The 26,174-nt window shown below is 64.0% G+C and carries 21 protein-coding genes and 1 tRNA gene; 7 read left to right on the forward strand and 15 right to left on the reverse strand.

The features are described 5' to 3' along the window. Positions 1-418: 418 nt before the first annotated feature. Both lon and Q0687_RS22675 read left to right on the forward strand, forming a co-directional pair. On the forward strand, positions 419-2,842 hold the full coding sequence (lon, locus tag Q0687_RS22670) for an endopeptidase La (RefSeq protein WP_298881597.1): 2,424 nt from the start codon (positions 419-421) through the stop codon (positions 2,840-2,842). A 71-nt stretch (positions 2,843-2,913) separates the two neighbouring features. Further along, on the forward strand, positions 2,914-3,318 hold the full coding sequence (locus Q0687_RS22675) for a GFA family protein (protein WP_298881652.1): 405 nt from the start codon (positions 2,914-2,916) through the stop codon (positions 3,316-3,318). A gap of 137 nt (positions 3,319-3,455) precedes the next feature. On the opposite strand, the gene Q0687_RS22680 is transcribed toward Q0687_RS22675, so the two are convergent. Next, a tRNA-Val gene (locus tag Q0687_RS22680) sits at positions 3,456-3,532 on the reverse strand. Between the two features lie 129 nt (positions 3,533-3,661). Between Q0687_RS22680 and Q0687_RS22685 the strand changes: the two genes are divergently transcribed. Further along, positions 3,662-4,522, forward strand: coding sequence for a methyltransferase domain-containing protein (locus Q0687_RS22685; protein ID WP_298881598.1), 861 nt, complete (start codon positions 3,662-3,664; stop codon positions 4,520-4,522). 190 nt (positions 4,523-4,712) lie between these two features. On the opposite strand, the gene Q0687_RS22690 is transcribed toward Q0687_RS22685, so the two are convergent. The 12 genes from Q0687_RS22690 to Q0687_RS22745 all read right to left on the reverse strand — a co-directional run bounded on the left by Q0687_RS22690 (position 4,713) and on the right by Q0687_RS22745 (position 18,823). Further along, complete coding sequence (locus tag Q0687_RS22690) at positions 4,713-5,243, reverse strand: hypothetical protein (RefSeq protein ID WP_298881602.1); 531 nt, start codon at positions 5,241-5,243, stop codon at positions 4,713-4,715. A gap of 34 nt (positions 5,244-5,277) precedes the next feature. Continuing rightward, on the reverse strand, positions 5,278-6,678 hold the full coding sequence (gene lpdA, locus Q0687_RS22695; protein WP_298881605.1) for a dihydrolipoyl dehydrogenase: 1,401 nt from the start codon (positions 6,676-6,678) through the stop codon (positions 5,278-5,280). Between the two features lie 57 nt (positions 6,679-6,735). Then, complete coding sequence (locus Q0687_RS22700) at positions 6,736-7,497, reverse strand: SDR family oxidoreductase (protein WP_298881608.1); 762 nt, start codon at positions 7,495-7,497, stop codon at positions 6,736-6,738. A gap of 53 nt (positions 7,498-7,550) precedes the next feature. Continuing rightward, positions 7,551-8,771, reverse strand: coding sequence for a 2-oxoglutarate dehydrogenase complex dihydrolipoyllysine-residue succinyltransferase (gene odhB, locus Q0687_RS22705; protein WP_298881611.1), 1,221 nt, complete (start codon positions 8,769-8,771; stop codon positions 7,551-7,553). 181 nt (positions 8,772-8,952) lie between these two features. Continuing rightward, positions 8,953-11,910, reverse strand: a complete 2,958-nt coding sequence (locus tag Q0687_RS22710; RefSeq protein WP_298881613.1) for a 2-oxoglutarate dehydrogenase E1 component — start codon at positions 11,908-11,910, stop codon at positions 8,953-8,955. A 137-nt stretch (positions 11,911-12,047) separates the two neighbouring features. Next, positions 12,048-12,932 (reverse strand): succinate--CoA ligase subunit alpha, encoded by an 885-nt coding sequence (gene sucD, locus Q0687_RS22715; RefSeq protein ID WP_298881615.1) that lies wholly within the window; start codon positions 12,930-12,932, stop codon positions 12,048-12,050. Between the two features lie 36 nt (positions 12,933-12,968). Beyond that, the gene (locus Q0687_RS22720) at positions 12,969-13,448 is read right to left on the reverse strand and encodes a DUF1579 family protein (RefSeq protein WP_298881618.1); all 480 of its coding nucleotides are present in this window, start codon (positions 13,446-13,448) and stop codon (positions 12,969-12,971) included. Between the two features lie 4 nt (positions 13,449-13,452). Continuing rightward, positions 13,453-14,649: an ADP-forming succinate--CoA ligase subunit beta gene (sucC, locus tag Q0687_RS22725; RefSeq protein WP_298881621.1), complete on the reverse strand. Its 1,197-nt coding sequence runs from the start codon at positions 14,647-14,649 to the stop codon at positions 13,453-13,455. 199 nt (positions 14,650-14,848) lie between these two features. Beyond that, positions 14,849-15,817, reverse strand: a complete 969-nt coding sequence (gene mdh, locus Q0687_RS22730; protein WP_298881624.1) for a malate dehydrogenase — start codon at positions 15,815-15,817, stop codon at positions 14,849-14,851. 263 nt (positions 15,818-16,080) lie between these two features. After that, entirely contained in the window at positions 16,081-17,268 is a 1,188-nt protein-coding gene (gene zapE, locus Q0687_RS22735) for a cell division protein ZapE (RefSeq protein WP_298881627.1), read from the reverse strand. Between the two features lie 210 nt (positions 17,269-17,478). Further along, positions 17,479-18,015, reverse strand: coding sequence for an RNA 2',3'-cyclic phosphodiesterase (gene thpR, locus Q0687_RS22740; protein WP_298881630.1), 537 nt, complete (start codon positions 18,013-18,015; stop codon positions 17,479-17,481). Between the two features lie 172 nt (positions 18,016-18,187). Next, complete coding sequence (locus Q0687_RS22745; protein WP_298881632.1) at positions 18,188-18,823, reverse strand: arylesterase; 636 nt, start codon at positions 18,821-18,823, stop codon at positions 18,188-18,190. A gap of 55 nt (positions 18,824-18,878) precedes the next feature. Between Q0687_RS22745 and Q0687_RS22750 the strand changes: the two genes are divergently transcribed. The 4 genes from Q0687_RS22750 to Q0687_RS22765 all read left to right on the forward strand — a co-directional run bounded on the left by Q0687_RS22750 (position 18,879) and on the right by Q0687_RS22765 (position 24,005). After that, a complete protein-coding gene (locus Q0687_RS22750; protein WP_298881635.1) occupies positions 18,879-19,601 on the forward strand; it encodes an ABC transporter ATP-binding protein in 723 nt (240 codons plus the stop codon). Further along, the gene (locus tag Q0687_RS22755; RefSeq protein WP_298881637.1) at positions 19,598-22,168 is read left to right on the forward strand and encodes an FtsX-like permease family protein; all 2,571 of its coding nucleotides are present in this window, start codon (positions 19,598-19,600) and stop codon (positions 22,166-22,168) included. Before Q0687_RS22750 ends, Q0687_RS22755 begins: the two co-directional genes overlap by 4 nt. Positions 22,169-22,451: 283 nt before the next feature. Then, positions 22,452-23,243, forward strand: coding sequence for a Bax inhibitor-1/YccA family protein (locus Q0687_RS22760; protein ID WP_234684314.1), 792 nt, complete (start codon positions 22,452-22,454; stop codon positions 23,241-23,243). A 231-nt stretch (positions 23,244-23,474) separates the two neighbouring features. Then, positions 23,475-24,005 (forward strand): GNAT family N-acetyltransferase, encoded by a 531-nt coding sequence (locus Q0687_RS22765; protein WP_298881646.1) that lies wholly within the window; start codon positions 23,475-23,477, stop codon positions 24,003-24,005. 123 nt (positions 24,006-24,128) lie between these two features. Here Q0687_RS22765 and Q0687_RS22770 read toward each other — a convergent pair whose 3' ends face one another. Continuing rightward, the gene (locus Q0687_RS22770; RefSeq protein WP_298881648.1) at positions 24,129-24,500 is read right to left on the reverse strand and encodes a DUF2794 domain-containing protein; all 372 of its coding nucleotides are present in this window, start codon (positions 24,498-24,500) and stop codon (positions 24,129-24,131) included. A 511-nt stretch (positions 24,501-25,011) separates the two neighbouring features. Further along, positions 25,012-25,791, reverse strand: a complete 780-nt coding sequence (locus Q0687_RS22775; RefSeq protein WP_298881650.1) for a DUF1223 domain-containing protein — start codon at positions 25,789-25,791, stop codon at positions 25,012-25,014. Positions 25,792-26,174: the final 383 nt, after the last annotated feature.

Below are 26,174 nucleotides of genomic sequence, written 5' to 3' on the forward strand. Positions count from 1 at the left end.
AAGTCGTGATTTCCCGCGAAGTTGTGGAAGGCACGGCGCGTCCGCTCTACATCTATGCCGATCGGACAGATCGCGCGGTCGAGAACGCCAGCGCCTGATTTGCGGCGCTGGAACGCTCCAACGTCTTTGACAGTAGCGGCTGCGGACATCTCCCCGCAGCCGGAATTGCGTCGCTTACCCACGTGCGTAAGCGCCTGATGGCGCGTGTTTTTCAACGACTTGACACCCCCCCGGTCGATAGCCACCTAATGTCGGCGGCGAGCGAGAATTCTGTTCAGGATTCGCCTCAGTTTCGATCCGGCAAGCCCGGTCCAACCTACGAAAGGTAGACCGGTTTTGTGGATCAATTCGGCACCTTGTGGCGGTTGCGCACCAGATGCGGGCTGCGTGCGAGGGGGCAAAGCAAAAGGAAAAGGCCATGACTAATCCAAAACCCCGGCCAACCATCGTCCATGGCGAAACGCACGCTTATCCCGTGTTGCCGCTGCGCGATATCGTCGTCTTCCCGCACATGATCGTTCCACTCTTCGTAGGTCGCGAGAAATCGATCCGCGCGCTCGAAGAAGTGATGAAGAACGACGCGCTGATCATGCTCGCGACGCAGAAGAACGCGTCCGACGATGATCCGGCACCCGATGCCATTTACGAGACCGGTACGCTTGCCAGCGTGCTGCAGCTCTTGAAGCTCCCTGACGGCACCGTGAAGGTGCTGGTCGAAGGGCTCGAGCGTGCGCGCGTGCAGAAATACACCGATCGCGCCGACTATTATGAAGCCACCGCAATTGCGCTCGCCGACACCGATGCGAAGTCGGTCGAAGCCGAGGCTTTGTCGCGCTCCGTCGTGTCGGACTTCGAGAGCTATGTGAAGCTCAACAAGAAGATCTCGGCCGAGGTCGTCGGCGTCGTGCAGGCGATCACCGATTTCGCCAAGCTCGCCGACACCGTCGCCTCGCATCTCGCGGTCAAGATCGCGGATCGGCAGGGCATCCTCGAGACGCTGTCCGTCACCACGCGCCTGGAGAAGGTGCTGGGCCTGATGGAGAGCGAGATCTCGGTGCTGCAGGTCGAGAAGCGGATTCGTTCTCGGGTCAAACGGCAAATGGAGAAGACCCAGCGCGAGTATTATCTCAACGAGCAGATGAAGGCGATCCAGAAGGAGCTCGGCGACGACGATGGTCGCGACGAGCTCGCCGATCTCGAAGAGAAGATCGCCAAGACCAAGCTCTCCAAGGAAGCGCGCGAGAAGGCGCAGCATGAATTGAAGAAGCTGCGCCAGATGTCGCCGATGTCCGCGGAAGCGACCGTCGTGCGCAACTATCTGGATTGGCTGCTGTCGATTCCGTGGAACAAGAAGTCCAAGGTGAAGAAGGATCTGGAGGCCGCACAGGCCATCCTGGACTCCGATCACTATGGTCTGGAGAAGGTCAAGGAACGTATCGTCGAGTATCTCGCGGTGCAGTCGCGCGCCAACAAGCTGACGGGCCCGATCCTGTGCCTCGTCGGTCCTCCCGGCGTCGGCAAGACTTCGCTCGGCAAGTCGATCGCGAAGGCCACGGGGCGCGAGTTCGTGCGCGTGTCGCTCGGCGGCGTGCGTGACGAGGCCGAGATCCGCGGTCACCGCCGCACCTATATCGGCTCGATGCCCGGCAAGATCATCCAGTCGATGCGGAAGGCGAAGTCGTCCAATCCGCTGTTCCTGCTGGACGAGATCGACAAGATGGGCGCCGATTTCCGCGGCGATCCGTCCTCGGCCTTGCTCGAGGTCCTCGACCCCGAGCAGAACGGGACGTTTGCCGACCACTATCTGGAGGTCGACTACGATCTGTCGAACGTCATGTTCATCACGACCGCGAATACGCTCAATATTCCCGGCCCGCTGATGGACCGCATGGAGATCATCCGGATCGCGGGTTACACTGAGAACGAGAAGGTCGAGATCGCGCGCAAGCACCTGATCCCGAACGCGGTGTCCAAGCATGGCCTGGACTCCAAGGAGTTCTCGATCGATGACGACGCGTTGCTGCTTCTGATCCGCCGCTACACCCGCGAAGCGGGCGTGCGTAATCTGGAGCGTGAGCTCTCCACACTCGCCCGCAAGGCGGTGAAGGAGCTGATGATCTCCAAGAAGAAGTCGGTCAAGGTCACCGAGAAAACTCTGGAAGAGTTGCTCGGCGTGCCGAAGTACCGCTTCGGCGAGATCGAGAGCGAGCCGCAGGTCGGCATCGTCACCGGCCTTGCCTGGACCGATGTCGGCGGCGAGCTGCTGACCATCGAAGGCGTCATGATGCCCGGCAAGGGCAAGATGACGGTCACGGGCAATTTGCGCGATGTGATGAAGGAATCGATCTCGGCGGCGGCGTCCTACGTCCGCTCCCGCGCGATCACCTACGGCATCGAGCCGCCGCTGTTCGACCGGCGCGACATCCACGTGCACGTGCCCGAGGGCGCAACGCCGAAGGACGGTCCGTCGGCGGGCGTGGCGATGGCCACCGCGATCATCTCGGTCATGACCGGCATCCCGGTCCGCCACGATGTCGCGATGACCGGCGAGATCACGCTGCGCGGCCGCGTGCTGCCGATCGGCGGCCTCAAGGAAAAGCTGCTGGCTGCCGCCCGCGGCGGCATCAAGACGGTGCTGATCCCCGAGGACAACGCCAAGGATCTCACGGAGATTTCCGATGCGATCAAGGGCGGCATGGAGATCATCCCGGTCTCCCGTCTGGACGACGTCATCGCCAAGGCGCTGGTGAAGAAGCCCGTGCCGATCGTCTGGGAAGAGGACACCAAGGTGACGGTGAAGCCGGACGGCGACGAAGCCGCCGGCGGCCTGACCGCTCACTGAGATCGCAATCCGAAAAGATGATAAAACGGCGCCTTCGGGCGCCGTTTTTGTTTTGGGGAAGGGGGATGGCGATGCAGGTCGATGGTCACTGTCATTGCGGCAAGATCACCTTTGAAGCGGAAATCGACCCTGATGTGGTCTCGGTCTGCCATTGCCGCGACTGCCAGGAGCTCACCGGATCGCCGTTCCGGGTCACCGCGATCTGCACCAAGGCCGACGTCAAGCTCACCGGCGGCACGCCCAAGATCTACGGCAAGCGCGGCGACAACGGCCGGATGCGCTTCCAGCATTTTTGCGCCGATTGCGGTTCCCCGCTGTTCACCAGCGGCGAGGGCGACCAGGCCGACGATTGGGGCATCCGCTGGGGGAGCATCCGTCAGCGCGACACATTGCGCCCGGTGAGGCAGATCTGGTGCCAGTCGGCTGCAGTCTGGATTGATGCGGTGCCGCTGCTGCCGGGCCGGCCGGGGGATTGAGGGGGACTTGCGAAGCCGTAGTCCGTGGCTAAAGCCCGCCTTCGCCTAACGGCTTCGGCGCGGCAGCCTTCACTCGCTTCGCGTCAATGAAGTTCCTGGCTGGCCTGCCTCGCCGAAGCTCGCGAAGCGAGAAAGGCTGGTGGGCGGTCACGGATTCGAACCGCGGACCCTCTCGGTGTAAACGAGATGCTCTAACCAGCTGAGCTAACCGCCCCACGGCGCCTCTTTAGCGCTCCAGCGGGGCTCCGAGCAAGAGGCGGCCGCGTCATAAACCGCGCTCATTTGACCGCCTGATCGGCAGCTGTCGTGGTATGACCCCGCCGATAAAATGACAGAGGCCCCCATGCAACAGCCCAGCGGACACGAGCAGAACGCCGACCAGATCGCCTATTGGAACGGCCCGAGCGGGCAGCGCTGGGCCGATCGCCACAGCGCGCAGGAGAGCCTGCTCGGACCCATTGCCGACGTGCTGATCGACCGCGCCAGGCCGAAGCCGGGCGAGCGCGTGCTCGATGTCGGCTGCGGCTCGGGGGCAACGACCTTTGCATTCGCGAAAGCCGTCGCGCCCGATGGCTTTGCGCTTGGTCTCGATGTGTCCGAGCCGATGCTGTCGCAGGCGCGCGCGTCTGCGCCGAAAGGACTACCGCTCGATTTCGTGCTGGCGGATGCGACGGTGCATCGGTTCGAGCCTGATAGCTTCGATCTTTTGGCCTCGCGCTTCGGCGTGATGTTCTTTGCTGATCCCATCGTGTCCTTCACCAATCTCCGTCGTGCGCTGAAGCCGACTGGGCGGCTCGCTTTCGTCTGCTGGCGCGAGCCCAAGGAAAATCCGTGGATGATGGCGCCGCTGATGGCGGTCTACAAGCACGTGCCGAAGATGCCGCCGGTCGGGCCGGAGGAGCCGGGCCCGTTCGCGTTTGCTTCCGAGGAGCGCGTGATGCGCATCCTCAAGGGCGCCGGTTTCGCAGATGTCGCGATGGAGCCGCATAATCTGCCGATGGACATCGCCATCGGCGGCGGGCTCGACGCTGCCGTCGACGGCTCCTTGCAAATCGGCCCCGCCAGCCGCGCGCTACAAGGCCATCCGCAGGAGACGGTGACGGCCGCCAAGGCGTCGATCCGAGAGACCCTCGCGCCGTTCCTGAAGGGGCAGAGTGTGGCGCTACCGGGTGCCATCTGGATCGTGACGGCGAAGGCGGGGTAGGGGCGCGTGTATCAGACCCGTCATCCTGAGGTGCGAGCGGCGGGATGCGTAGCATCGCGCAGGGAGCCTCGAAGGATGAACGGCCGAGATGCAGCCGGGCCGTCGCCCTTCGAGGGCCGCTGAAGAAGCGGCCACCTCCAGCGACAACGGCTTCGCCGTTGCGCGGGGGTGACGGAGATAGGCTCACCGCTCACCGCGCCTCGTGCACGCTCTTGCGGAAGCGCTGAATCAGACGGAGCGTGCGCGAGGACCAGCCTTCGCCGTTGCCCTTGACCAGCTCGCGGATGCGCTGCTTGACCGGCTCGACGATCTCGGTCGCCTTGGCGCGCAACCGCAGCACCCACTCGTAGAGCCGCTCGAACCAGTGCATCTCCAGCAGCTTGTCGCGCGTGACGTCGAACACGAAGGCGGTGACGCCGACGCCCAGCATCTTGGCGAACAGGAAGGTGGAGACGCCGGTCAGCCAGTATTCATGGGTGAGCAGCCACAGGCCGATCAGCTTGAGCGGAAACAGCGGGATGATCGGCACCACGAACACGATCAGCGTCATCGCCGGCGACAACGCATCGACGCGGTCGGCCAGCCATTGCTTGACGCGGGCGAGCGGAATCAGCGCGACCACCCGCGCGACGATGGGCTCACAATGGTCCCACAGCCAGGCTTCGATCAGGAAGATGATCGCCAGCAGGACCCAGACCGGTTGAAGAAGGCGGCGCAGCATGTGATGTCCCGCCCGATTCGGCCCTGGGCGTCGCCTACATATGGATGGCCCGCTTGCCGACTGCAAGCGCGGCTTCCTTGACGGCCTCCGAGCGGGTCGGATGCGCGTGGCAGGTGCGAGCGAGATCTTCCGCACTGCCACCAAATTCCATGAGAACGCAGGCCTCATGGATCATTTCGCCGGCTTCAATGCCAATGATGTGGACGCCGAGCACGCGGTCGGACTTCGCATCTGCGAGAATCTTCACGAAGCCGTCAGTCGTCTGGTTGACCTTGGAGCGGCCGTTGGCGGTAAAGGGAAACTTCCCGACGGTATAGGCGATTCCGGCCTGCTTCAGCTCGTCCTCGGTCTTGCCGACGGCGGACACTTCCGGAGTGGTATACACGACGCCTGGGATAACGTCGTAGTTCACGTGGCCGGCCTGCCCTGCGATGATCTCCGCGACCGCCACGCCTTCATCCTCGGCCTTGTGCGCGAGCATGGGACCGGCGACGACGTCGCCGATGGCATAGACGCCCTTCAGGCTGGTGGCGAAATGCGGATCGATCTGCACGCGGCCGCGCGCATCGAGGGCAACGCCGGCTTCCTTCAGGCCGAGACCATCGGTGTAGGGCACGCGGCCGATGCAGACGAGCACGACATCGGCCTCCAGCGTCTCGGTAGCGCCGCCGGCGGCGGGCTCGATCGTCGCCTTCAGCGTCTTGCCCGAGGTGTCGACCGCAGTGACCTTGGCGCCGAGCTTGAACGCAAAGCCCTGCTTCTCGAGGATGCGCTGGAATTGCTTGGCGATCTCGCCGTCCATGCCGGGCAGGATGCGGTCGAGGAATTCGACGACGACGACGTCGGCCCCTAAGCGCTTCCACACCGAGCCGAGCTCGAGGCCGATCACGCCGGCGCCGACGATGAGCAGCTTGCCGGGCACCTTGTCCAGCGACAGCGCGCCGGTCGAGGACACGATGCGCTTCTCGTCGATCTCGATGCCCTTGAGGCGCGCGATGTCGGAGCCGGTGGCGATCACGATGTTCTTGGTCTCGATCACCTGCGACTTGCCATCGGCGGAAACTTCGACCTTGCCGGTACTGATAATCTTGCCGGTGCCCTTGAGCACGTCGACTTTGTTCTTCTTCATCAGGAACTCGACGCCCTTGACGTTGCCGTCGATGCCCTGCTGCTTGAAGTTCATCATCGCGGGAAGCTCGAGCTTCGGCGCGGAGACCGACACGCCCATCTTGGCGAAGGAGTGCCCGGCTTCCTCGAACATCTCGGAGGCGTGCAGCAGCGCCTTCGAGGGCATGCAGCCGACATTGAGGCAGGTGCCGCCGAGCGTGGCGTTCTTTTCGACCACGGCGACTTTCATGCCGAGCTGGCTGGCGCGCACCGCGCAGACATAACCGCCAGGTCCGGTGCCGATGACGACGAGATCGTAGGTAGCCATGAGAGAAAGTCCCGTAGGTTTAGCGTTGTGAGGATGCGTCAGCGTCCGCGCGGCGCGTCAGCGTCCGCCGGACACATCGAGAGTGGCTGCGGTCACGTAGGAGGCCTCGTCCGACATCAGCCAGACGATGGCGTTGGCAATTTCGTCTGATGTGCCGACGCGCTTCATCGGCACCATATGGGCGAGACGATGATGCCGATCGGGCTCACCGCCGGAGGCGTGGATTTCAGTGTCGATCAGGCCGGGACGAATACCCGCGACGCGAATGCCTTCGCCCGCGACCTCATAGCCGAGGCCGGTGGTGAAGGAATCGATCGCACCCTTGGACGCGGCGTAATCGACATAGGTATTGGGCGCGCCGAGCTTGGCAGCAACCGATGACAGATTGACGATGACGCCGCCCTTGCCGCCATGCTTGGTCGACATCCGCTTCACCGCTTCGCGCGCGCAGAGGATCGAGCCGGTGACGTTGACCGCCAGCACGCGCTGGATGCGCTCGGCCGACATCTCGTCGACGCGCACCCCGCTCTTGCCGACGATGCCGCCATTGTTGACGAGCGCCGCGAGCGTGCCGAACTTGTCGGCTTCCTTGAACAGGTCGATGATGTCGCGCTCCTCGGCGACGTCGCACTTCACCGCGATCGCCTTGCCGTTACCGGCTTCGATCTGCGCAACGACCTCATCGGCCGCCGCCTTGTTGCTGGCATAGCCGACGACGACGCGGTAGCCGCGCGCGGCCGCAGCAAGCGCGGTGGCGCGACCAATGCCGCGACTGCCGCCGGTGATGACAACGACCTTGTCCGTCACATCAGCCTCCATGGTTCGACAGCGCCGTCGCTACTATCGCGACGGCGCTCGCAAAGCATCAACGATCAGAGATCGAGCACCAAACGCGCCGGATCTTCCAGGCTCTCCTTGACGCGAACCAGGAAGGTGACGGCTTCCTTGCCGTCGATCACGCGGTGATCGTAGGACAGCGCCAGATACATCATCGGACGGACCTCGATCTTGCCGCCGACGACCATCGGGCGATCCTGGATCTTGTGCATGCCGAGGATGCCGGACTGCGGCGCGTTCAGGATCGGCGTCGACATCAGCGAGCCGTAGATGCCGCCGTTGGTGATGGTGAAGGTGCCGCCCTGCATCTCGTCGATCTTGAGCTGGCCGTCACGGGCGCGGCGACCGAAATCGGCGATGCCCTTCTCGATGTCGGCGATCGACTTGTGGTCGCAGTCGCGCACGACGGGCACGACGAGACCCTTGTCCGTGCCGACGGCGACGCCGATGTGGTAGTAGTTCTTGTAGATCAGATCGGTGCCGTCGATCTCGGCGTTGACGGCCGGGATGTCCTTCAGCGCCTGCACGACGGCCTTGGTGAAGAAGCCCATGAAGCCGAGCTTGGAGCCGTGCTTCTTCTCGAACGCGTCCTTGTAGTGAGCGCGCAGCGCCATCACGTTGGTCATGTCAACCTCGTTGAAGGTCGTGAGCATGGCCGCGGTGTTCTGCACGTCCTTGAGGCGGCGCGCGATGGTCTGGCGCAGGCGGGTCATCTTGACGCGCTCTTCGCGGGCGGCGTCATCGGCCGGCGACGGCGCGCGGACCTGCACGGCGGCGGCGGGCTGGTTGACCGGGGTCGGCGCTGAGGCCGCGCGCTCGATCGCGGCGAGCATGTCGCCCTTGGTGACGCGGCCATCCTTGCCGGAACCTGGAACGGTCGAAGCGTCGATGCCGCTCTCGGCCGAAATCTTGCGCACGGACGGGGCCAGCGGCGCATCGGCCGGCGGCGCCTTTGCGGTCGGGGCCGCCGCGGGAGCAGCAGCAGCAGGGGCCGGCGCAGCAGCAGGCTTCGCAGCACCGGCACCGTCGGTGATCTGGCCGAGCAGCGCGCCGACCGCAACGGTCGCACCATCGGCAGCGATGATCTCGCTCAGCGTCCCGGCAGATGGAGCCGGGACCTCGATGGTGACCTTGTCGGTCTCGAGCTCCACCAAGGGCTCGTCGACGGCGACCGGGTCGCCAGCCTTCTTGAACCAGCGGCCGATGGTGGCCTCGGTGACGGATTCGCCGAGCGTCGGCACACGAATTTCAGTCATGGTCTTTTCCTCAAGGGGATCGCGGTCGCGGGCAGGAATTCACACGTCATTGCCCGCCTTGTGCGCGCTTGCGCACTGGGGCGGGCGATCCAGTACGCCGTGACGTCCGTGGCAAGCACAGGCACTGCGGAGTACTGGATGCCCCGCTTTCGCGGGGCATGACACCGTCTTTAAAAACGTCTCAGCTCAATGCTTCGTCCAGGAATGCCTTCAGCTGCGCCTGATGCTTGGACATCAGACCAGTGGCGGTCGCGGCGGAAGCGGCGCGGCCGACATAACGCGGACGCCGGCTCGCGCCGTTCACCTGGTTCAGCACCCATTCCAGATAGGGCTCGATGAAGTGCCAGGCACCCATGTTGCGCGGCTCTTCCTGGCACCAGATCACTTCGGCCTTCTTGAAGCGGGACAGCTCGGCCACCAGCGCCTTCAGCGGAACCGGATAGAGCTGCTCGACGCGCATCAGGTAGATGTCGTCGATGCCGCGCTTCTCGCGCTCTTCGTACAGGTCGTAATAGACCTTGCCCGAGCACAGCACGATGCGGCGGATCTTCTCGTCCGAAACGAGCTTGATCGGCTCGTTCGGCAGCATCTGGGCGTCATCGTACAGGATGCGGTGGAAGGTCGTTCCCTTCGCCAGCTCCTCGAGACGCGAGACGGCGCGCTTGTGACGCAGCAGCGACTTCGGCGTCATCATGATCAGCGGCTTGCGGATCTCGCGATGCAGCTGACGGCGCAGCACGTGGAAGTAGTTCGCCGGCGTGGTCGGGTAGACCACCTGCATGTTGTCTTCCGCGCACATCTGCAGGTAACGCTCGAGACGCGCCGAGGAGTGCTCCGGACCCTGGCCTTCATAGCCGTGCGGCAAGAGGCAGACCAGACCGGACATGCGCAGCCATTTGCGTTCACCCGAGGAGATGAACTGGTCGAACACGACCTGCGCACCGTTGGCGAAGTCGCCGAACTGGGCTTCCCAGAGGGTCAGCGTGTTCGGCTCGGCGAGAGAATAGCCGTATTCGAAGCCGAGCACGGCTTCTTCCGACAGCAGCGAGTTGATGACCTCGTAATGGCCTTGCTCGCTGCCGAGATGGTTGAACGGCGTGTAGCGGCTCTCGTCCTCCTGGTCGATCAGGACCGAGTGACGCTGCGAGAAGGTGCCGCGCTCCGAATCCTGTCCGGACAGGCGGACGTGATGATTTTCGGCAAGCAGTGTGCAGAACGCCAGCGCCTCGCCGGTCGCCCAGTCGATGCCGTTGCCGCCGTCGATCGCCTTGGCGCGATTTTCCAGGAAACGCTGGATGGTGCGGTGAACGCGGAAACCGTCGGGCACCTTGGTGATCTTGCGGCCGATATCCTTCAGCGCGGTGATGTCGACGCCGGTGACGCCGCGGCGCGCGTCCTCTTCCTGATCGGCGATCTTGAAGCCGGCCCATTTGCCGTCGAGCCAGTCGGCCTTGTTGGGCTTATAGCCCGAGCCGGCTTCGAGCTCGGCATCGAGCCGCGCGCGCCAGTCGGCCTTGGCCTTCTCGACTTCGCCCTCGGTCAGCACGCCTTCGCTGATCAGGCGGCGGGCGTAGAGCTCGAGCGTGGACGGATGCGCCGCGATTTTCTTGTACATCACCGGCTGGGTGAACGCCGGCTCGTCGCCCTCGTTATGGCCATGCCTGCGGTAGCAGAACATGTCGATGACGACAGGCTTGTGGAATTTCTGCCGGAATTCGGTCGCGACCTTCGCCGCGAACACCACCGCTTCCGGATCGTCGCCGTTCACGTGGAAGATCGGCGCGTCGATCATCTTCGCCACATCAGACGGATAGGGCGAAGAACGCGAGTAACGCGGATAGGTGGTGAAGCCGATCTGGTTGTTGACGATGAAGTGCACGGAGCCGCCGGTGCGGTAGCCCTTCAGGTCCGACAGACCGAAGCATTCCGCGACCACGCCCTGGCCCGCGAACGCCGCGTCGCCATGCATGAGCAGCGGCATCACCGAGATACGCTGGTCCGGCGGATCGCCGTGCTGGTCCTGCTTCGCACGCACCTTGCCGAGCACGACGGGATCGACGATCTCGAGATGCGAAGGATTGGCGGTCAGCGACAGATGGATGCGGTTACCGTCGAACTCGCGGTCCGAGGAGGCGCCGAGGTGGTACTTGACGTCGCCGGAGCCTTCGACCGCGTCCGGGTTGGCCGAGCCGCCCTTGAACTCGTGGAACAGCGCGCGATGGGCCTTGCCCATCACCTGCGTCAGCACGTTGAGGCGGCCGCGATGCGGCATGCCCAGCACGATTTCCTTCACGCCGAGATTGCCGCCGCGCTTGATGATCTGTTCGAGCGCGGGGATCAGCGATTCGGCGCCGTCGAGGCCGAAGCGCTTGGTGCCGGTGAACTTGGTGTCGCAGAATTTCTCGAAGCCTTCGGCCTCGACCAGCTTCATCAGGATGGCTCTGCGGCCTTCGCGGGTGAAGGAGATTTCCTTGTCCGGACCCTCGATGCGCTCCTGGATCCAGGCCTTCTGCGCGGCATTGCTGATGTGCATGAACTCGACGCCGAGCGTCTGGCAGTAGGTGCGCTCGCAGATCGCGGTGATCTCACGCAGGCTGCCGTATTCGAGGCCGAGCACATGATCGAGGAAGATCTTGCGGTCAAAATCGGCTTCGCTGAAGCCGTAGGTGCGCGGGTCGAGCTCTTCGCGATTGCGCGGGGCCTCGATGCCGAGCGGATCGAGCTTGGCGTGGAAGTGGCCACGCATGCGGTAGGAGCGGATCAGCATCAACGCACGGACCGAGTCGCGCGTGGCCTGGAGCAGGTCGGCGGAGGAGATGTCGGTCCCCTTGGCCTGCGCCTTGGCGGCGATCTTGGTGGCGACCGCCTTCTCGACTTCGGCCCAATTGCCGTCGAGCGCGGAGGTCAGGTCGTCCTTCGGGGTCAGCGGCCAGTTATCGCGCTCCCAGGACGGGCCTTCGGCGTTCTTACGGACGTCCGATGGCTGGTCGTTGAGGCTCCTAAAGAACTCCTGCCACTCGGCGTCGACCGAGGACGGATCCTTCTCGTAGCGGGCGTAGATTTCGTCGATGTAGCTGGCGTTGGTGCCCTGCAAAAATGATGACAGGGCAAAGGCTGCGTTCGCGTCCTGGCGAGACATACTTGAGTTCCTGGCGATTTCGGTTCGCGCATAACAAACGGCGCTGGCGTCGAGCGCCCCGGCAGAGGCTCGACGCGACAGGCACCCTTTACCCTATTTGCTGCGAAACTTCGCCCGGAAAAGCACGAAGGAGTGAATTAGCCTTTCAACTTTTCGGCAAGCGTGTGGCCGAGGCGCGCCGGCGACGGAGACACTGTAATCCCTGCGGATTTCATCGCGTCGGTCTTGGAACCGGCGTCGCCCTTGCCGCCCGAAATGATAGCGCCGGCATGGCCCATGCGGCGGCCGGGAGGTGCGGTCACGCCGGCGATGAAACCGACCATCGGCTTCTTGCGGCCGCGCTTGGCCTCGTCCTTGAGGAACTGGGCGGCGTCTTCCTCGGCGGACCCGCCGATCTCGCCGATCATGATGATCGACTCGGTCTTGGGGTCGGCGAGGAGCATTTCGAGGACGTCGATGAACTCGGTGCCCTTGACCGGATCGCCGCCGATGCCGACCGCGGTGGTCTGGCCCAGGCCTTCCTGGGAGGTCTGGAACACGGCCTCATAGGTCAGCGTGCCCGAGCGGGAGACGATGCCGACCGACCCGGTCTTGAAGATGTTGGCGGGCATGATGCCGATCTTGCACTCGCCGGCGGTCATGACACCCGGGCAGTTCGGCCCGATCAGGCGCGACTTGGAGCCGGCGAGCGAGCGCTTCACGCGCACCATGTCGATGACGGGAATGCCTTCGGTGATGCAGACGATCAGCGGGATTTCGGCGTCGATGGCTTCGCAGATCGCGTCGGCCGCGCCCGGCGGCGGCACGTAGATCACCGAGGCGTCGGCGCCGGTCTTCTCACGCGCCTCGCGCACGGTGTCGAACACCGGCAGGTTCAGATGGGCCGAACCGCCTTTGCCGGGCGAGGTGCCGCCGACCATCTTGGTGCCGTAAGCAATCGCAGCCTCGGAATGGAAGGTGCCGTTCTTGCCGGTGAAGCCCTGGCAGATGACCTTGGTGTTCTTGTCGATCAGGATGGACATGAGGTCTGCTTTCGCGAAACTAACGGAGTGAGAGGGTCAGTGGATGCGGCGGTAGACGCCGGTGAGCACGTCGGCCCAGCCTTCCGCATCCGGCGAGAACTGAATCTTCAACGAGTAGGAGGTGTCGTCGATGATCTCGTAGACGTGGCGCGCATTGCCGCGGAGCGAGCCGCGCACCAGTGTCAGGGTATTGCCGACCCACCCGCCGGAGGCGGGCGAGGGCGGCGTGTAACCGAGCGAGTCGTACCAGAACAATTTGTAGGTCCGGTCGTCGCGGTCATACGTGAAAAGGCCGTGGGTCGCGAAAGCCTGCTTGCCGTCGCGGATCTGGACCGAGTCCTGGATCAGATAGAACCCGTTGAGGTCCATGCGCGCAACGGTGCGCGAGGTTGCCGGCCCGCCTTCCGTCCAGCGCGACGGAAAGACCATCTCTTCACCATTCCATTCGCCGGCGAACGCGGCGAGACGCGCATGCTCTGCAAGTGGGGATGATGCGGAGAGATGGTCCTGGGCCATGGCCTTAGCCTCCCTTGACGGCCTTCACGATCTTCTGCGCGGCGTCGTCGAGATTGTCCGCCGGCACCACGTTCAGGCCGGATTCACGGATGATCTTCTTGCCGAGCTCGACATTGGTGCCTTCGAGGCGAACCACCAGCGGCACGCTGAGACCGACCTCGCGCACGGCGGCGGTGACGCCCTCGGCGATCACGTCGCACTTCATGATGCCGCCGAAGATGTTGACCAGGATGCCCTTCACGTTGGGATCCGCGGTGATGATCTTGAACGCGGCCGCGACCTTCTCCTTGCTGGCGCTGCCGCCGACGTCGAGGAAGTTCGCCGGCGCCATGCCGTAGAGCTTGATGATGTCCATCGTCGCCATGGCAAGGCCTGCGCCGTTGACCATGCAGCCGATATTGCCGTCGAGGGTGACGTAGTTGAGGTCGTACTTGGACGCCTCGATCTCCTTGGCGTCTTCCTCGGTCTCGTCGCGCAGCGCGAGCACTTCGGGGTGACGGAACAGCGCGTTGTCGTCGAACGACACCTTGGCATCGAGCACGCGGAGCTGACCCTGCTTGGTCACGACCAGCGGGTTGATCTCCAGCATCGACATGTCCTTGGCGACGAAGGCCGCATAGAGCTGCGCGGTGAGCTTCTCGGCCTGCTTGGCGAGATCACCTGACAGTTTCAGCGCGTTGGCGACGGTGCGGCCGTGATGGCCCATGATTCCGGTCGCGGGATCGACGGAGAAGGTCACGATCTTCTCGGGCGTGTTGTGCGCGACGTCCTCGATGTTGACGCCGCCTTCGGTCGAGACGACGAAGGAGACGCGCGAGGTCTCGCGGTCGACCAGGATCGAGAGGTAGAACTCCTTGTCGATGTCGGAGCCGTCCTCGATGTAGAGGCGGTTGACCTGCTTGCCGGCCGGGCCGGTCTGCACGGTCACCAGCGTCGCGCCGAGCATCTGCTTGGCGAACTCGGAGACCTCCGCGGCCGACTTGGCGATGCGGACACCGCCCTTGTCGCCGGCCGAGGCTTCCTTGAACTTGCCCTTGCCGCGACCGCCGGCATGGATCTGGCTCTTCACCACATAGACCGGACCCGGCAACGCCTTGGCGGCGGCTTCCGCGTCAGTGGCCTTGAGCACCGGGACACCCTTGGAGATCGGTACGCCGAACTCACCCAGCAGCGCCTTGGCCTGATATTCATGAATATTCATATGGTCGCTCCCTGAACCCGCGGGCGGTGACCCCATGGGCCCACCTCAGTCTTGTGGCTGGCATACCATATACCACAGGAACTGCAACCCGGATTCTTTGACATCGAAATTCTGGACCCGGGACCCCTCCCGGCTATCGGGGTCCGGAAATGAAACCGCCGAAGACCGGCTTTCGGTCTTCGGCGGGATTGTTTGCGCCTTAGCGGCCGAGAAGATCGGGGGCGATCTTCTTGCAGGCGTCCACCAGGCCCTGCACCGCGCCGACCGACTTGTCGAAGGCTTCGCGGTCCTTGCCGGCGAGCTCGATCTCGACGACGCGCTCGACGCCCTTGGAGCCGATCACGACGGGCACGCCGACATACATGTCCTTCACGCTGTATTCACCATTGAGATAGGCGGCGCAGGGCAGCACGCGCTTCTTGTCACGCAGATAGCTCTCGGCCATCGCGATGGCGGAGGCAGCCGGGGCGTAGAAGGCCGAGCCGGTCTTGAGCAGATTGACGATCTCGGCGCCGCCGTTGCGGGTGCGGTCGACGATCTCGTCGAGGCGCGCCTGCGAGGTCCAGCCCATCTTGACGAGGTCGGGCAGCGGGATGCCGGCGACGGTGGAGTACTTCACGAGCGGCACCATGGTGTCGCCATGGCCGCCGAGCACGAAGGCGGTGACGTCTTCGACGGAGACGTTGAATTCGTCAGCCAGGAAGTAGCGGAAGCGTGACGAATCCAGCACGCCGGCCATGCCGACGACCTTCTTGTGCGGCAGGCCGGAAGCCTTCTGCAGCGCCCAGACCATCGCATCGAGCGGGTTGGTGATGCAGATGACGAACGCGTCGGGGGCATACTTCTTGATGCCGGCACCGACCTGCTCCATGACCTTGAGGTTGATGGAGAGGAGGTCGTCGCGGCTCATTCCGGGCTTGCGCGGCACGCCGGCGGTGACGATGCAGACTTTTGCGTTGTCGAGGGCTTCGTAGGAGTTGGCGCCGGTGTAGTTCGCGTCAAAACCGTCGACCGGCGAGGATTGCGCGATGTCGAGCGCCTTGCCCTGCGGCACGCCCTCGGCGATGTCGAACATCACGACGTCGCCCAGTTCTTTCAGGCCGATGAGGTGAGCCAGCGTTCCGCCGATTTGACCGGAGCCAATCAAAGCAATCTTGTCGCGCGCCATGTGAACCTGTCCTTTAGACACGTGAGGAGGGGAAAACTGAGAGGGTGGTTATCCCTTTCGCTTCCCCCGTTCAAGTCGGTGGGTGCCCATTTGTCGGGCTTGCCGCGATTCCGGCCAGCAACGCAGATCTGTCATTCCGGGGCGTCCGCGCCATCGCGCGGGCGAGCCCGAAATCTCGAAATTGTAGCGCGAGATTCCGGGTTCGCGCTCGCGCGCGCCCCGGAATGACGACGCTAGCGAATGACAGCGCTGACAAATAGGACTTAAGTCTCGACCAAGCCCTTGGTCGAGCCGCTGGCGGTGGAATCCTTGCGGCCGTGCGGCAGCGCCAGGTAGGATTCCGAGCTCATCTCGATCAGGCGCGAGGAGGTCCGCTTGAACTCCATCGCCTCGGTGCCCTCATGGGCGAGATACAGCGAGATCGGATTGGCATCGGCCGAGGCCATCAGCTTCACGGCATTGTCATAGAGCGTGTCGATCAGCGTGATGAAGCGCTTGGCGGCGTTGCGCTGGGAGAGGTCCATCACTGGAATATGGTCGACCAGGATGGTGTGATAGTCGTGCGCCAGCCTGAGGTAGTCGGATGCCCCGAGCGGCTTCTCGCAGAGATCGGCGAAGCCGAAGCGCGCGACGCCATGGGCCGAGCATGGCACGTGCAGGATACGGCCCTTGATCTGGATGTCGCGCGACTTGCACTTGGCGTTGCCGGTCATCTTTGCCCAGGCACGATTGAGCGCGGCGTCGGCATCGCCATCCGCCGGCGTCAGCCACATCGGCACGCCCTGGAGTTTTTCCAGCCGGAAGTCGGTGCGCGCATCGAGCCGCGTGACGTCCATGTGGTCGGTGATCTGCTTGATGAAGGGCAGGAACAGCGCGCGGTTCAGGCCACCCTTGTAGAGATCGTCAGGCGCGACGTTGGACGTTGCGACCACGACGGTGCCGAGCTCGAACAGCTTTGCGAACAGCCGCCCCAGAATCATCGCATCCGCGATGTCGGTGACATGGAATTCGTCGAAGCAGAGCAGCCAGCTCTCCTCGAAGATCGCATGCGCGGTCAGCGCGATGACGTCGCCGTCAGGGATCTGTCCGCGCGCGATGCTCTGGCGGTAGTCGTAGATGCGCTCGTGCACGTCGGCCATGAATTCGTGGAAATGCGCGCGGCGCTTGTGCTCGACGTCGGAGTGCTGGAAGAACAGGTCCATCAGCATGGTCTTGCCGCGGCCGACCTCGCCATAGACATAGAGCCCGCGCGGCGCTTCATCCTTGTCGCCATTGCTGAACAGGCGGGCGAGCAGACCCTGCTTGCGCTTCGGGCTGTAGTTCGCAAGCCGCAGGTCCAGCGCCGCATAGGCCTCGGCGACCTCGGCCTGCGCAGCATCGGGCTCGATCGCGCCTGATGCGATCTGGGCCTGATAGACTTCGCTGAAGGAGGAATTCTGGGTGGAGAGCATCGCTCTTTACCGCCAGAGACCGGCGGAAATTGCAAGCCGTCAATTGGTGGACGGGGTATGCGGATTTCCCTCTCCCCGTTCTTACGGGGAGACGGTCAGGGTGAGGGGCTCTCTCCACACCCGAGATCGTAGTGAGACCTGTACCCCCTCACCCGGATTGCAAGAGCAATCCGACCTCTCCCCGCAAGCGGGGAGAGGTGAAGAAAGAACTCACTCACACAGCTCGTAGGCGTCCTCGACCACATAGGGGCCGCCGCCGGTCGAGGCGCGCGAGGAGAACAGCACGAAACGCTCCGCCATGAAGGCCTTGCTCGGGAAGTAGCCGCGGATGGAGAGATAGTCGGCGACGTCGCGGTCGGTGGCGTCGTGAAGGCGGGCCAGCGTGACATGCGGAATGAATTTGCGCCCTTCCGGATCGAGGCCGATCCGCTGCATCATGCGTTCGAGCTCCGCCTGCAATTCCATCAACGGTTTGCTCGGTGCAATGGTGGCGACCACCGCGCGCGGCTTGCGGCCGCCAAAACTCTGCAAGCCCTGCACCTTCACTTCGAAGGGCTTGCGATCGACGCGAAACAACAGCGATGCGATCTCGTTGGCGGAGGCGCCATCGATATCGCCGATGAAGCGCAGTGTGACGTGATAATTCTCGGGATCGATCCACCGGGCGCCGGGGAGGCCACCTCGCAAGTTGGAAAGCGACTGGCCGATCTCGGCCGGAATTTCCAGACCAGTGAACAAACGCGGCATCGTTTCGTACTCCCGATGCTTGGGTACAGTCCCTGAGCAGGACCCTATCCAAATTAGAGCCGGCGACGAATCACCGGTACTCTGATTCCTATCGCAGTTGTGTGACTCTGCGAAGTGTTGCCAAGGCTACACCGGGAAAACCCTGGGTGTTAGGGTTAGCATTGCCTGCTTTTCAACGGCGTTGCTCGCCGATCGTGCGCACGAATGCCTCCACGGTGGGCAGCATCTTGTCGACGACGATGTCGACGCCTTCTGCGGTCGGATGAATGCCGTCGGCCTGGTTGAGCTTGGCGTCGGCCGCGACACCGTCGAGGAAGAACGGATAGAGCGGCACGTCGAACTGTTTCGCCAGATCCGGATAAATCGAATTGAAGCGCGCGCCATAGTCCGCGCCGAAATTCGGCGGCGCCAGCATGCCACACAGCATCACGGCGATCTTGCGCGCCTTGAGACGCTGAACGATGTCGGTCAGCGCCGCCCGCGTCAAGTCGGGGTCGATGCCGCGCATCGCATCGTTGGCGCCGAGCTCGACGATCACGCCCTCGGTTCCCTCGGGCACCGACCAGTCGAGCCGGTCGCGGCCACCGGACGCGGTGTCGCCCGACACGCCCGCGTTGGTCATGTCCACCGCTATGCCTTTGGCTTGCAAGGATTTTTGAAGTTTGGCGGGAAACGCGTCCTGGGCCGGAAGGCCAAGGCCGGCACTCAAGGAGTCGCCTAAAACGACAAGCTTGATCGGCTTTGTCGTGTCTGCCCAGGCCGGTTGGGCGAGCGTCATCAAAGCGAGCATCAACACGGCTATGTGCATGAACAATCCGTAACGCCTCTCGACCGCGCGTGCGGACTTGCCATATGACCGGACCATGGACATCAGAATCGAAACCTCTTCGCTCGCCGGCACTGCGCCGGACACCATCGCCATCTCCAACGTCAATCTGTCATTGGGCACGGGGGCGGCACGCGTCCACATCCTCAAGGATATCAGCTTGCGCGTCGGCTCGGGCGAGACGGTCGGCCTGATCGGCCCGTCAGGCTCGGGCAAATCCACGCTGCTGATGGTGATGGCGGGGCTGGAGCGTCCTGATAGTGGAGAGGTGGTGGTCAATGGCACGCCTTTCAATGCCCTCGACGAGGACGCGCTGGCACGCTTCCGCGGCCGCCAGGTCGGCATCGTCTTCCAGTCGTTTCATCTGATCCCGACCATGACGGCGCTGGAGAATGTCGCGGTGCCGCTCGAACTCGCCGGCAATCCTGATGCCAGCAAGCGCGCGGCCGAAGAGCTGCAATCGGTCGGGCTCGGTGATCGGCTGCATCATTACCCGACCCAGCTCTCCGGCGGCGAGCAGCAGCGCGTGGCGCTCGCGCGCGCGCTGGCGCCCGATCCCGCCATTCTCGTCGCCGATGAACCGACCGGCAATCTCGACGAGGCGACAGGCAAGCAGATCGTCGACCTGCTCTTCACCAAGCACGCCGAGCGCGGCATGACCTTGGTACTGGTCACGCATGATTCCTCGCTCGCGCATCGCTGCGATCGCGTGATCCGCCTGCGTTCGGGCCGCATCGACACCCAGACGACCAACGCATGAGCGTCGCTGTCGAACCGTTTGCGAAGCCGAACGGCATCGCGCTGTCGCTGCGCTATGCCTTGCGCGAATTGCGCGGAGGCCTGCGCGGCTTTTACGTCTTTATCGCCTGCATCGCGCTCGGCGTGATGGCGATCGCTGGCGTCGGCTCGGTCTCGGCGAGCCTCTCCGACGGCCTAGCGCGCGAAGGCCGCACGCTGCTCGGCGGCGACGTTTCCTTCGTGCTGTTCCAGCGCGAGGCAAAGCCCGAGGAAGTTGCCTTCCTGCGCTCGCGCGGCACCGTCTCCGTCGCCTCCACGCTGCGCGGCATGGCGCGCTCGGCCGACGGCAAGCTGGCGCTGGTCGAGATGAAGGCGGTCGACGACACCTATCCGATGCTCGGACAGTTGACGCTGGCGCCGCAGCTGCCGCTGACCGACCTGCTCGCGGAGCGCGACGGCGCGTTCGGCGCCGCGGCCGATCCAACATTGCTGGCGCGGCTGTCGCTCAAGATCGGTGACCGTGTCACCGTCGGCTCGGCGACCTTCCAGATCCGATCGAGCGTCGAGGCCGAGCCTGACAAGCTCGCCGGCGGCATCGGCTTTGGTCCGCGCTTCCTGATCAGCGAAGCGGGCTTGCGTGCCACCGGCCTGATCCAGCCCGGCAGCCTGGTGCGCTGGGTCTATCGCGTGAAGCTGCCTGACACGGCCAATAGCGACCGCGCCACCGACGCGTTCATCGCAGACGCGCGCAACGCCGCGCCGCAGGCCGGCTGGGAGGTGCGCAGCCGCTCCAATGCCTCGCCGCAGCTCGAGCGCAATATCAGCCGCTTCACGCAGTTCCTGACCCTGGTGGGGCTCGCTGCGCTCCTGGTCGGCGGCGTCGGCGTCGCCAATGCCGTGAAGAGCCATATCGATCGCCGGCTCGAGGTGATCGCTGCCTTCAAGGCCGTCGGCGCCACTGGGCGCGACGTGTTCGGCATTTATCTCGCGCAAGTCGTCCTGCTCGCCGCGATCGGCTCGGTAATTGGCCTCGCGCTGGGCGCAGCGATGCCGTTCGCCATCGTCGGCCTGTTCGGCAAGCTGTTGCCGCTGCCAGTGGTGCCGGCCGTGCATGCCGACGAGCTCGCGCTGTCCTTCGTCTATGGCCTTTTGACCGCGCTCGCCTTCGGCCTGTGGCCGCTCGGGCGCGTGCACGACGTGCCGGTCGCCGCGTTGTTCCGCGACACCATCGCCGCCGAATGGCACCGGCCGCGCCTCGGCTATCTCGTCTTCATGGCTGTCGTCGTTGCGTTGCTGGTTGCCGTGGTGATCGGACTGTCGTTCGACAAGCGCATCGCCGCGGTATTCGTGGTCTCCTCCGTCGTCGTGTTCGCGGTGCTGCGCGGCGTCGCCGCGCTGCTGATGGCAATCGCACGCCGGCTGCCGCGTACGCGGTTCACCATGCTGCGGCTCGCGATCGCCAACATTCACCGGCCGGGCGCGCTGACGCCCTCGGTCGTGCTGTCGCTGGGACTTGGCCTCGCCGTGCTCGTCACCATCACCCAGATCGACGGCAATCTGCGCCGGCAGTTCCTCGCCGCGCTGCCCGAGCGTGCGCCGTCGTTCTACTTCATCGACATCCCAAGCACGCAGGCTGCTCCCTTCGACGATTATCTCCGCCAGATCGCGCCGGGCGCGAAGGTCGAGGACGTGCCGATGCTGCGCGGGCGCATCGTCGCCGCCCGCGGCGTGCGCGCCGAGGACCTCAAGCCGTCAACCGATTCCGAATGGGTGCTGCAAAGCGACCGCGGCCTGACCTATACCGGCGAGCTGCCCAAGGGTTCCAAGATCGTCGAGGGCGAATGGTGGGGCGCCGACTATTCCGGCCCGCCGCTGGTCTCGATGGAGAAGAAAATCGCCGACGGGCTCGGCCTCAAGCTCGGCGACGAGATCGTCGTCAACGTGCTCGGCCGCGACATCCCGGCCAAGATCGGCAATCTCAGGACCATCGACTGGCAGGGGCTCGGCATCAATTTCGTGCTGGTGTTCTCGCCGAACGCCTTCAAGGGCGCGCCGCACACCCACATCGCGACGTTGACCGAAGCCGGCGGTGATGCGACCGGCGACGGCAAGATCATCAAGCAGGTCGCGGATGCTTACCCGATGGTGACGAGCGTGCGCGTACGCGAGGTGATGGAGACGGTCGGCGCGGTCGTGACCAATCTGGCGCTGGCGATCCGCGGCGCCAGCGCCGTGACGCTGATCTCCGCGATCCTGGTGCTGGGCGGCGCCCTCGCCGCCGGCCATCGCCACCGCGTCTATGATGCGGTGATCCTGAAGACGCTGGGCGCGACGCGGCTGCGGCTGCTCGGCGCCTATGCGCTCGAATATCTCCTCATCGGGCTCGCCACCGCAGTGTTCGGCGTGATCGCCGGCAGCGTCGCGGCCTGGATGATCGTGACACGGCTGATGACACTGAGTTTCGTCTGGCAGGCTGCAAGCGCGGCCGGCGTGGTTGCCGCCGCCCTGGTTGTCACCGTCGGACTGGGCCTTGCCGGAACGCTGCTGGCATTGAACAAAAAGCCCGCCACAGTGTTGCGGAATTTGTGACAAAAGGTAGCGGCCGGCCGCGCGGGACCGGAATCGCACGAATCCCGCGATTAACCACGTCTGCTTGTCAGGCTCACGTCAGGATTGCGCGGCAAGGGCGACATTCAGCCGCGCGTGGACCGTTGCAGTGAATGTGTTAGTTTCCCACATATCGGATGGGTTCGGAGCCCCGATTGTTAGCCAAATTTAATGTCGGCAGGCATCGGTATCCGAGATAGAATTTGACGAACCGGCGGCATGGCGACCCCTATGCCGGACCGGACCAACCAACGGGAATTCGACCATGTCGGACCTAGACCGCAATTACGCTTCTCCTTTCGGCCGGGCCGCCGGGCGTGTTGACGCCGCGACGGTCGACGCCGGTCTGCGCGCCTACATGCTGCGCATCTACAACTACATGAGCATTGGCCTCGCCATCACCGGCCTGGCCGCGCTCGGTGTCTACATGGCTGCCGTCACCGACGTTCCGACCCCGGAAGCCGTCCGTGTCGGCAAGCTGTTCCTGACGCCCTTCGGCTACGCGATGTTCGTGAGCCCGCTGAAATATCTGTTCATGCTGGCGCCGCTCGCCATGGTGTTCGTGATCTCGGCCGGCATCAACCGCCTCGCTCCCTCGACCGCCCAGATCCTGTTCTGGGTGTTCTCGGCGCTGATGGGCATCTCGCTGTCGTCGATCTTCCTGGTGTACACGCACACCTCGATCGTGCGCGTGTTCTTCATCACCGCGGCGACCTTCGGCGCGCTGAGCCTCTACGGCTACACCACCAAGCGTGACATGAGCGGCATGGGCTCGTTCCTGTTCATGGGCCTGATCGGCATCATCATCGCGAGCCTGGTGAACCTGTTCCTGGCCAGCACCGCGCTGCAGTTCATCGTCTCGGTGGTCGGCGTTCTCGTGTTCGCGGGCCTCACCGCCTGGGATACGCAGCGACTGAAGAACGACTACATCTACGGCTACGCCTCGGCTGGCGGTGACATCGCCGAGCGTGCGGCGATCTCCGGTGCGCTGTCGCTGTACTTGAACTTCATCAACCTGTTCACGCTGCTGCTGCAGCTCCTCGGCCAGCGCGACTAAGCGTCAAGACGAGAGAACGGACACGAACCCCGGCCGCAAGGCCGGGGTTTTTGTTTGGGGCCGGCCGTCTTCGCCACACACACCGTCATTGCGAGCCTAGCGAAGCAATCCAGAGTCCCTCCGCAGACGCATTTCTGGATTGCTTCGTCGCAAGGGCTCCTCGCAATGACGGTGTGTGGGGAAGCAGCGTTGCCTCTTCCAGCCGCCGCGCGGACGCTCTAATCTTCCTCCATGTCCGCACCAGAAATCAGGCCCGCGACCGAGGCCGACCTTCCCGCCATTACCGCCATCTACCAGCAGGCCGTCCGCGAGGGCACCGCGACGTTCGAGCTCGATCCGCCTGATCTTGCCGAGATGACGCGCCGCTATCGCGTGCTGGTCGACGGCGGCTATCCCTATTTCGTCGCGATCGTCGACGGCAGCATTGCCGGCTACGCCTATGCCGGCGCCTACCGGCCGCGGCCCGCCTATCGTTTCACGGTCGAGAACTCGATCTACCTCAACCCCGCCTTCCACCGCCGCGGCATCGGCTCGCTGCTGCTGGATCGGCTGATCAGCGAATGCGAGGGACGCGGCTTCCGCCAGATGATCGCGGTGATCGGCGATTCCGCCAATGCCGGCTCGGTCGGCGTGCATACGCGCGGCGGCTTCAAGATGATCGGCACGCATCCCAATGTCGGCCTGAAATTCGGCCGCTGGCTGGATACCGTGATGATGCAGCGGGATCTTGGCGAAGGCGCGAAGACGGTGCCGGGGAAATAGGGCGCCAGTCATTCCGGGGCGCGCGAAGCGCGAACCCGGAATCTAGAAGTGACCAACGAGCGATACGGATCGAGATTCCGGGTTCGCGACTTCGTCGCGCCCCGGAATGACGACAGAAGGTCGTCACACCACCGCCAGCTTGCGATCGATCACCAGCAGCACGCGCTCGAGCTCGTGGCCGCGGCGCAGGATCAGGCCGGTCGCCGAGATCACGCTGTACATGCCCTGCTTGCGGGCCAGACGCGGATCCTTCTCGATGCGGTAGATCGGCACTTCGGAGGCGCGGCGGTAGACCGAGAACACCGCGCGGTCCTTCAGGAAATCGATGGCATAGTCGCGCCATTCGCCGTCGGCGACCATGCGGCCATAGAGATTGAGAATTCGGTGCAGCTCGAGCCGGTTGAACGTCACCCGGCTGGGCTGGGCATTCGCAGCGGCGGGGCGCGCCACTGCGCGCTGCTCGCTCGGATCGGCATCCTCCGACGTCAAACTCATGGGGCGCCTCCTTAACGCGTCAGCATGACCCACGTCCGCAAAGACCGTCCCCGGAGCCGCGGATCATGACACCTGCATGATTGCGCCAACTGTTCCCGGCCGCAAGGGGCTCTTGCGGGCTTCTCGGCGGACCTGGGTTCACCAACTGGTTGCGAATCATGACACACCCAACGGTGGAACTTCTCAGCGGCAAACCGTCACGGGATCGTTAGCAGGAATCACAGGATCGCCGCTTTTCCGCCCACCGCCTGCCGCCCTGCATTGCGAAAAGACGTGTGTGCGTTGACCCGGTCCTTTCGGTTCCGGATTCCTCAGCCCCCAGCCCCCCGGGGTCGAACAGGATCGGGTCTGTACGCGCGACAAGGAGGGCCAACGCGAGTTGGTCCTTTTTTGTTTGTGGCGGGATGTTTCTGCCGCGACCGACTTTCTCTCCAAACAACGCCGACGCTCTCTCTCCTCACCATGAGGAGCTAGAGTAGTTGCGTATCGGAAGAAATGCGAAGCGTTCGCTTCAGTGCAGCGACGTGTACGCCGCGCCGAGCATCGCACCCGGCTTTTCGCGGCTGCCGTCCTGGACGTAGACCACCGCGCCGTCGACGCCGTCGCGCGACGTCAGATTTTCGATCGGCACGGTCCAGCTTTCCGGACGTCCATTCCAGTCGCCGACCTTGAGCAGGTTGCGTACGACATTGTGGTAGGTGATCTGCTGCCCGCGGTTCTCGCCGCGGCTGATCTCGATCGGCACCGATTTCATGATCGAGCAGATCCACACCTCGCCATGCGAGACCGTCGGCTCCTTGCTCGCGGCAACAGACACATTGATCTGCTTGCCCGCGAGCGACATCGTCACCGGTACGCTCATGACGCCGGTGCCCATGTCGGTCTTGTCGATTGCGTTTTCGATGCCGGAGCGGTCGCTGCCGATGACATGCGCAGCGCCGTTGACCACCACCTGCGGCGTATAGACTTCGCGATCACCGCGCATGCGCGAATAGGCGCGTTGCCGCGCCGAGAAACGTGAATCTGCCAACGTGTCCTTCCAGCCGAGATAATCCCAATAATCGATCGGCATGCTCAGCGCGATGATCGAGGGGTCCTTCGCGAGATCGCCGATGACCTTGTCGGCAGGCGGGCAGGAGGAGCAGCCCTGGGAGGTGAAGAGCTCGACCACGGCGCGGGGATCGGCCTGGGCGGGACGGATGACGGCGACGATGGCGCAGATGCCGAGTGCTCCCGACCAGAATGCTCCGGACCATCGTGAAACGAAATTAGAAGCCATCATGTCAGTCATGTCGAAGGTCACACAGGTGGGTCGTTGAGGGAAGATCTTATCGCCTGATGGTCACCGTAGTCTTACGGGCGCGGTACGTCCAACCGTCCAAGCAATCATCCAGGGCAGGATTTTGCCGGACGGGCCCATCTGAAACATACCGCAAAACGTACGAAGGCGGCCTTTTGATAGGCCGCCTTCGTTTAACCTTCTACTCACGTCGCGGTGAGCCACCGTTCACAAATTCGCGCTTAAGCCGCGAGTTTGCGCAGCACATAGTGCAGAATGCCGCCGTTCCGGTAGTAATCGAGCTCGTCCAGCGTATCGATGCGGCAGAGCAGCGAAACGCGCTGCAGCGAACCGTCGCCGGACACGATCTCCGCCGTCAGCTTCTGGCGCGGCTT

This window comes from uncultured Bradyrhizobium sp. (assembly GCF_936928535.1).
Taxonomy (GTDB): Bacteria; Pseudomonadota; Alphaproteobacteria; order Rhizobiales; family Xanthobacteraceae; genus Bradyrhizobium.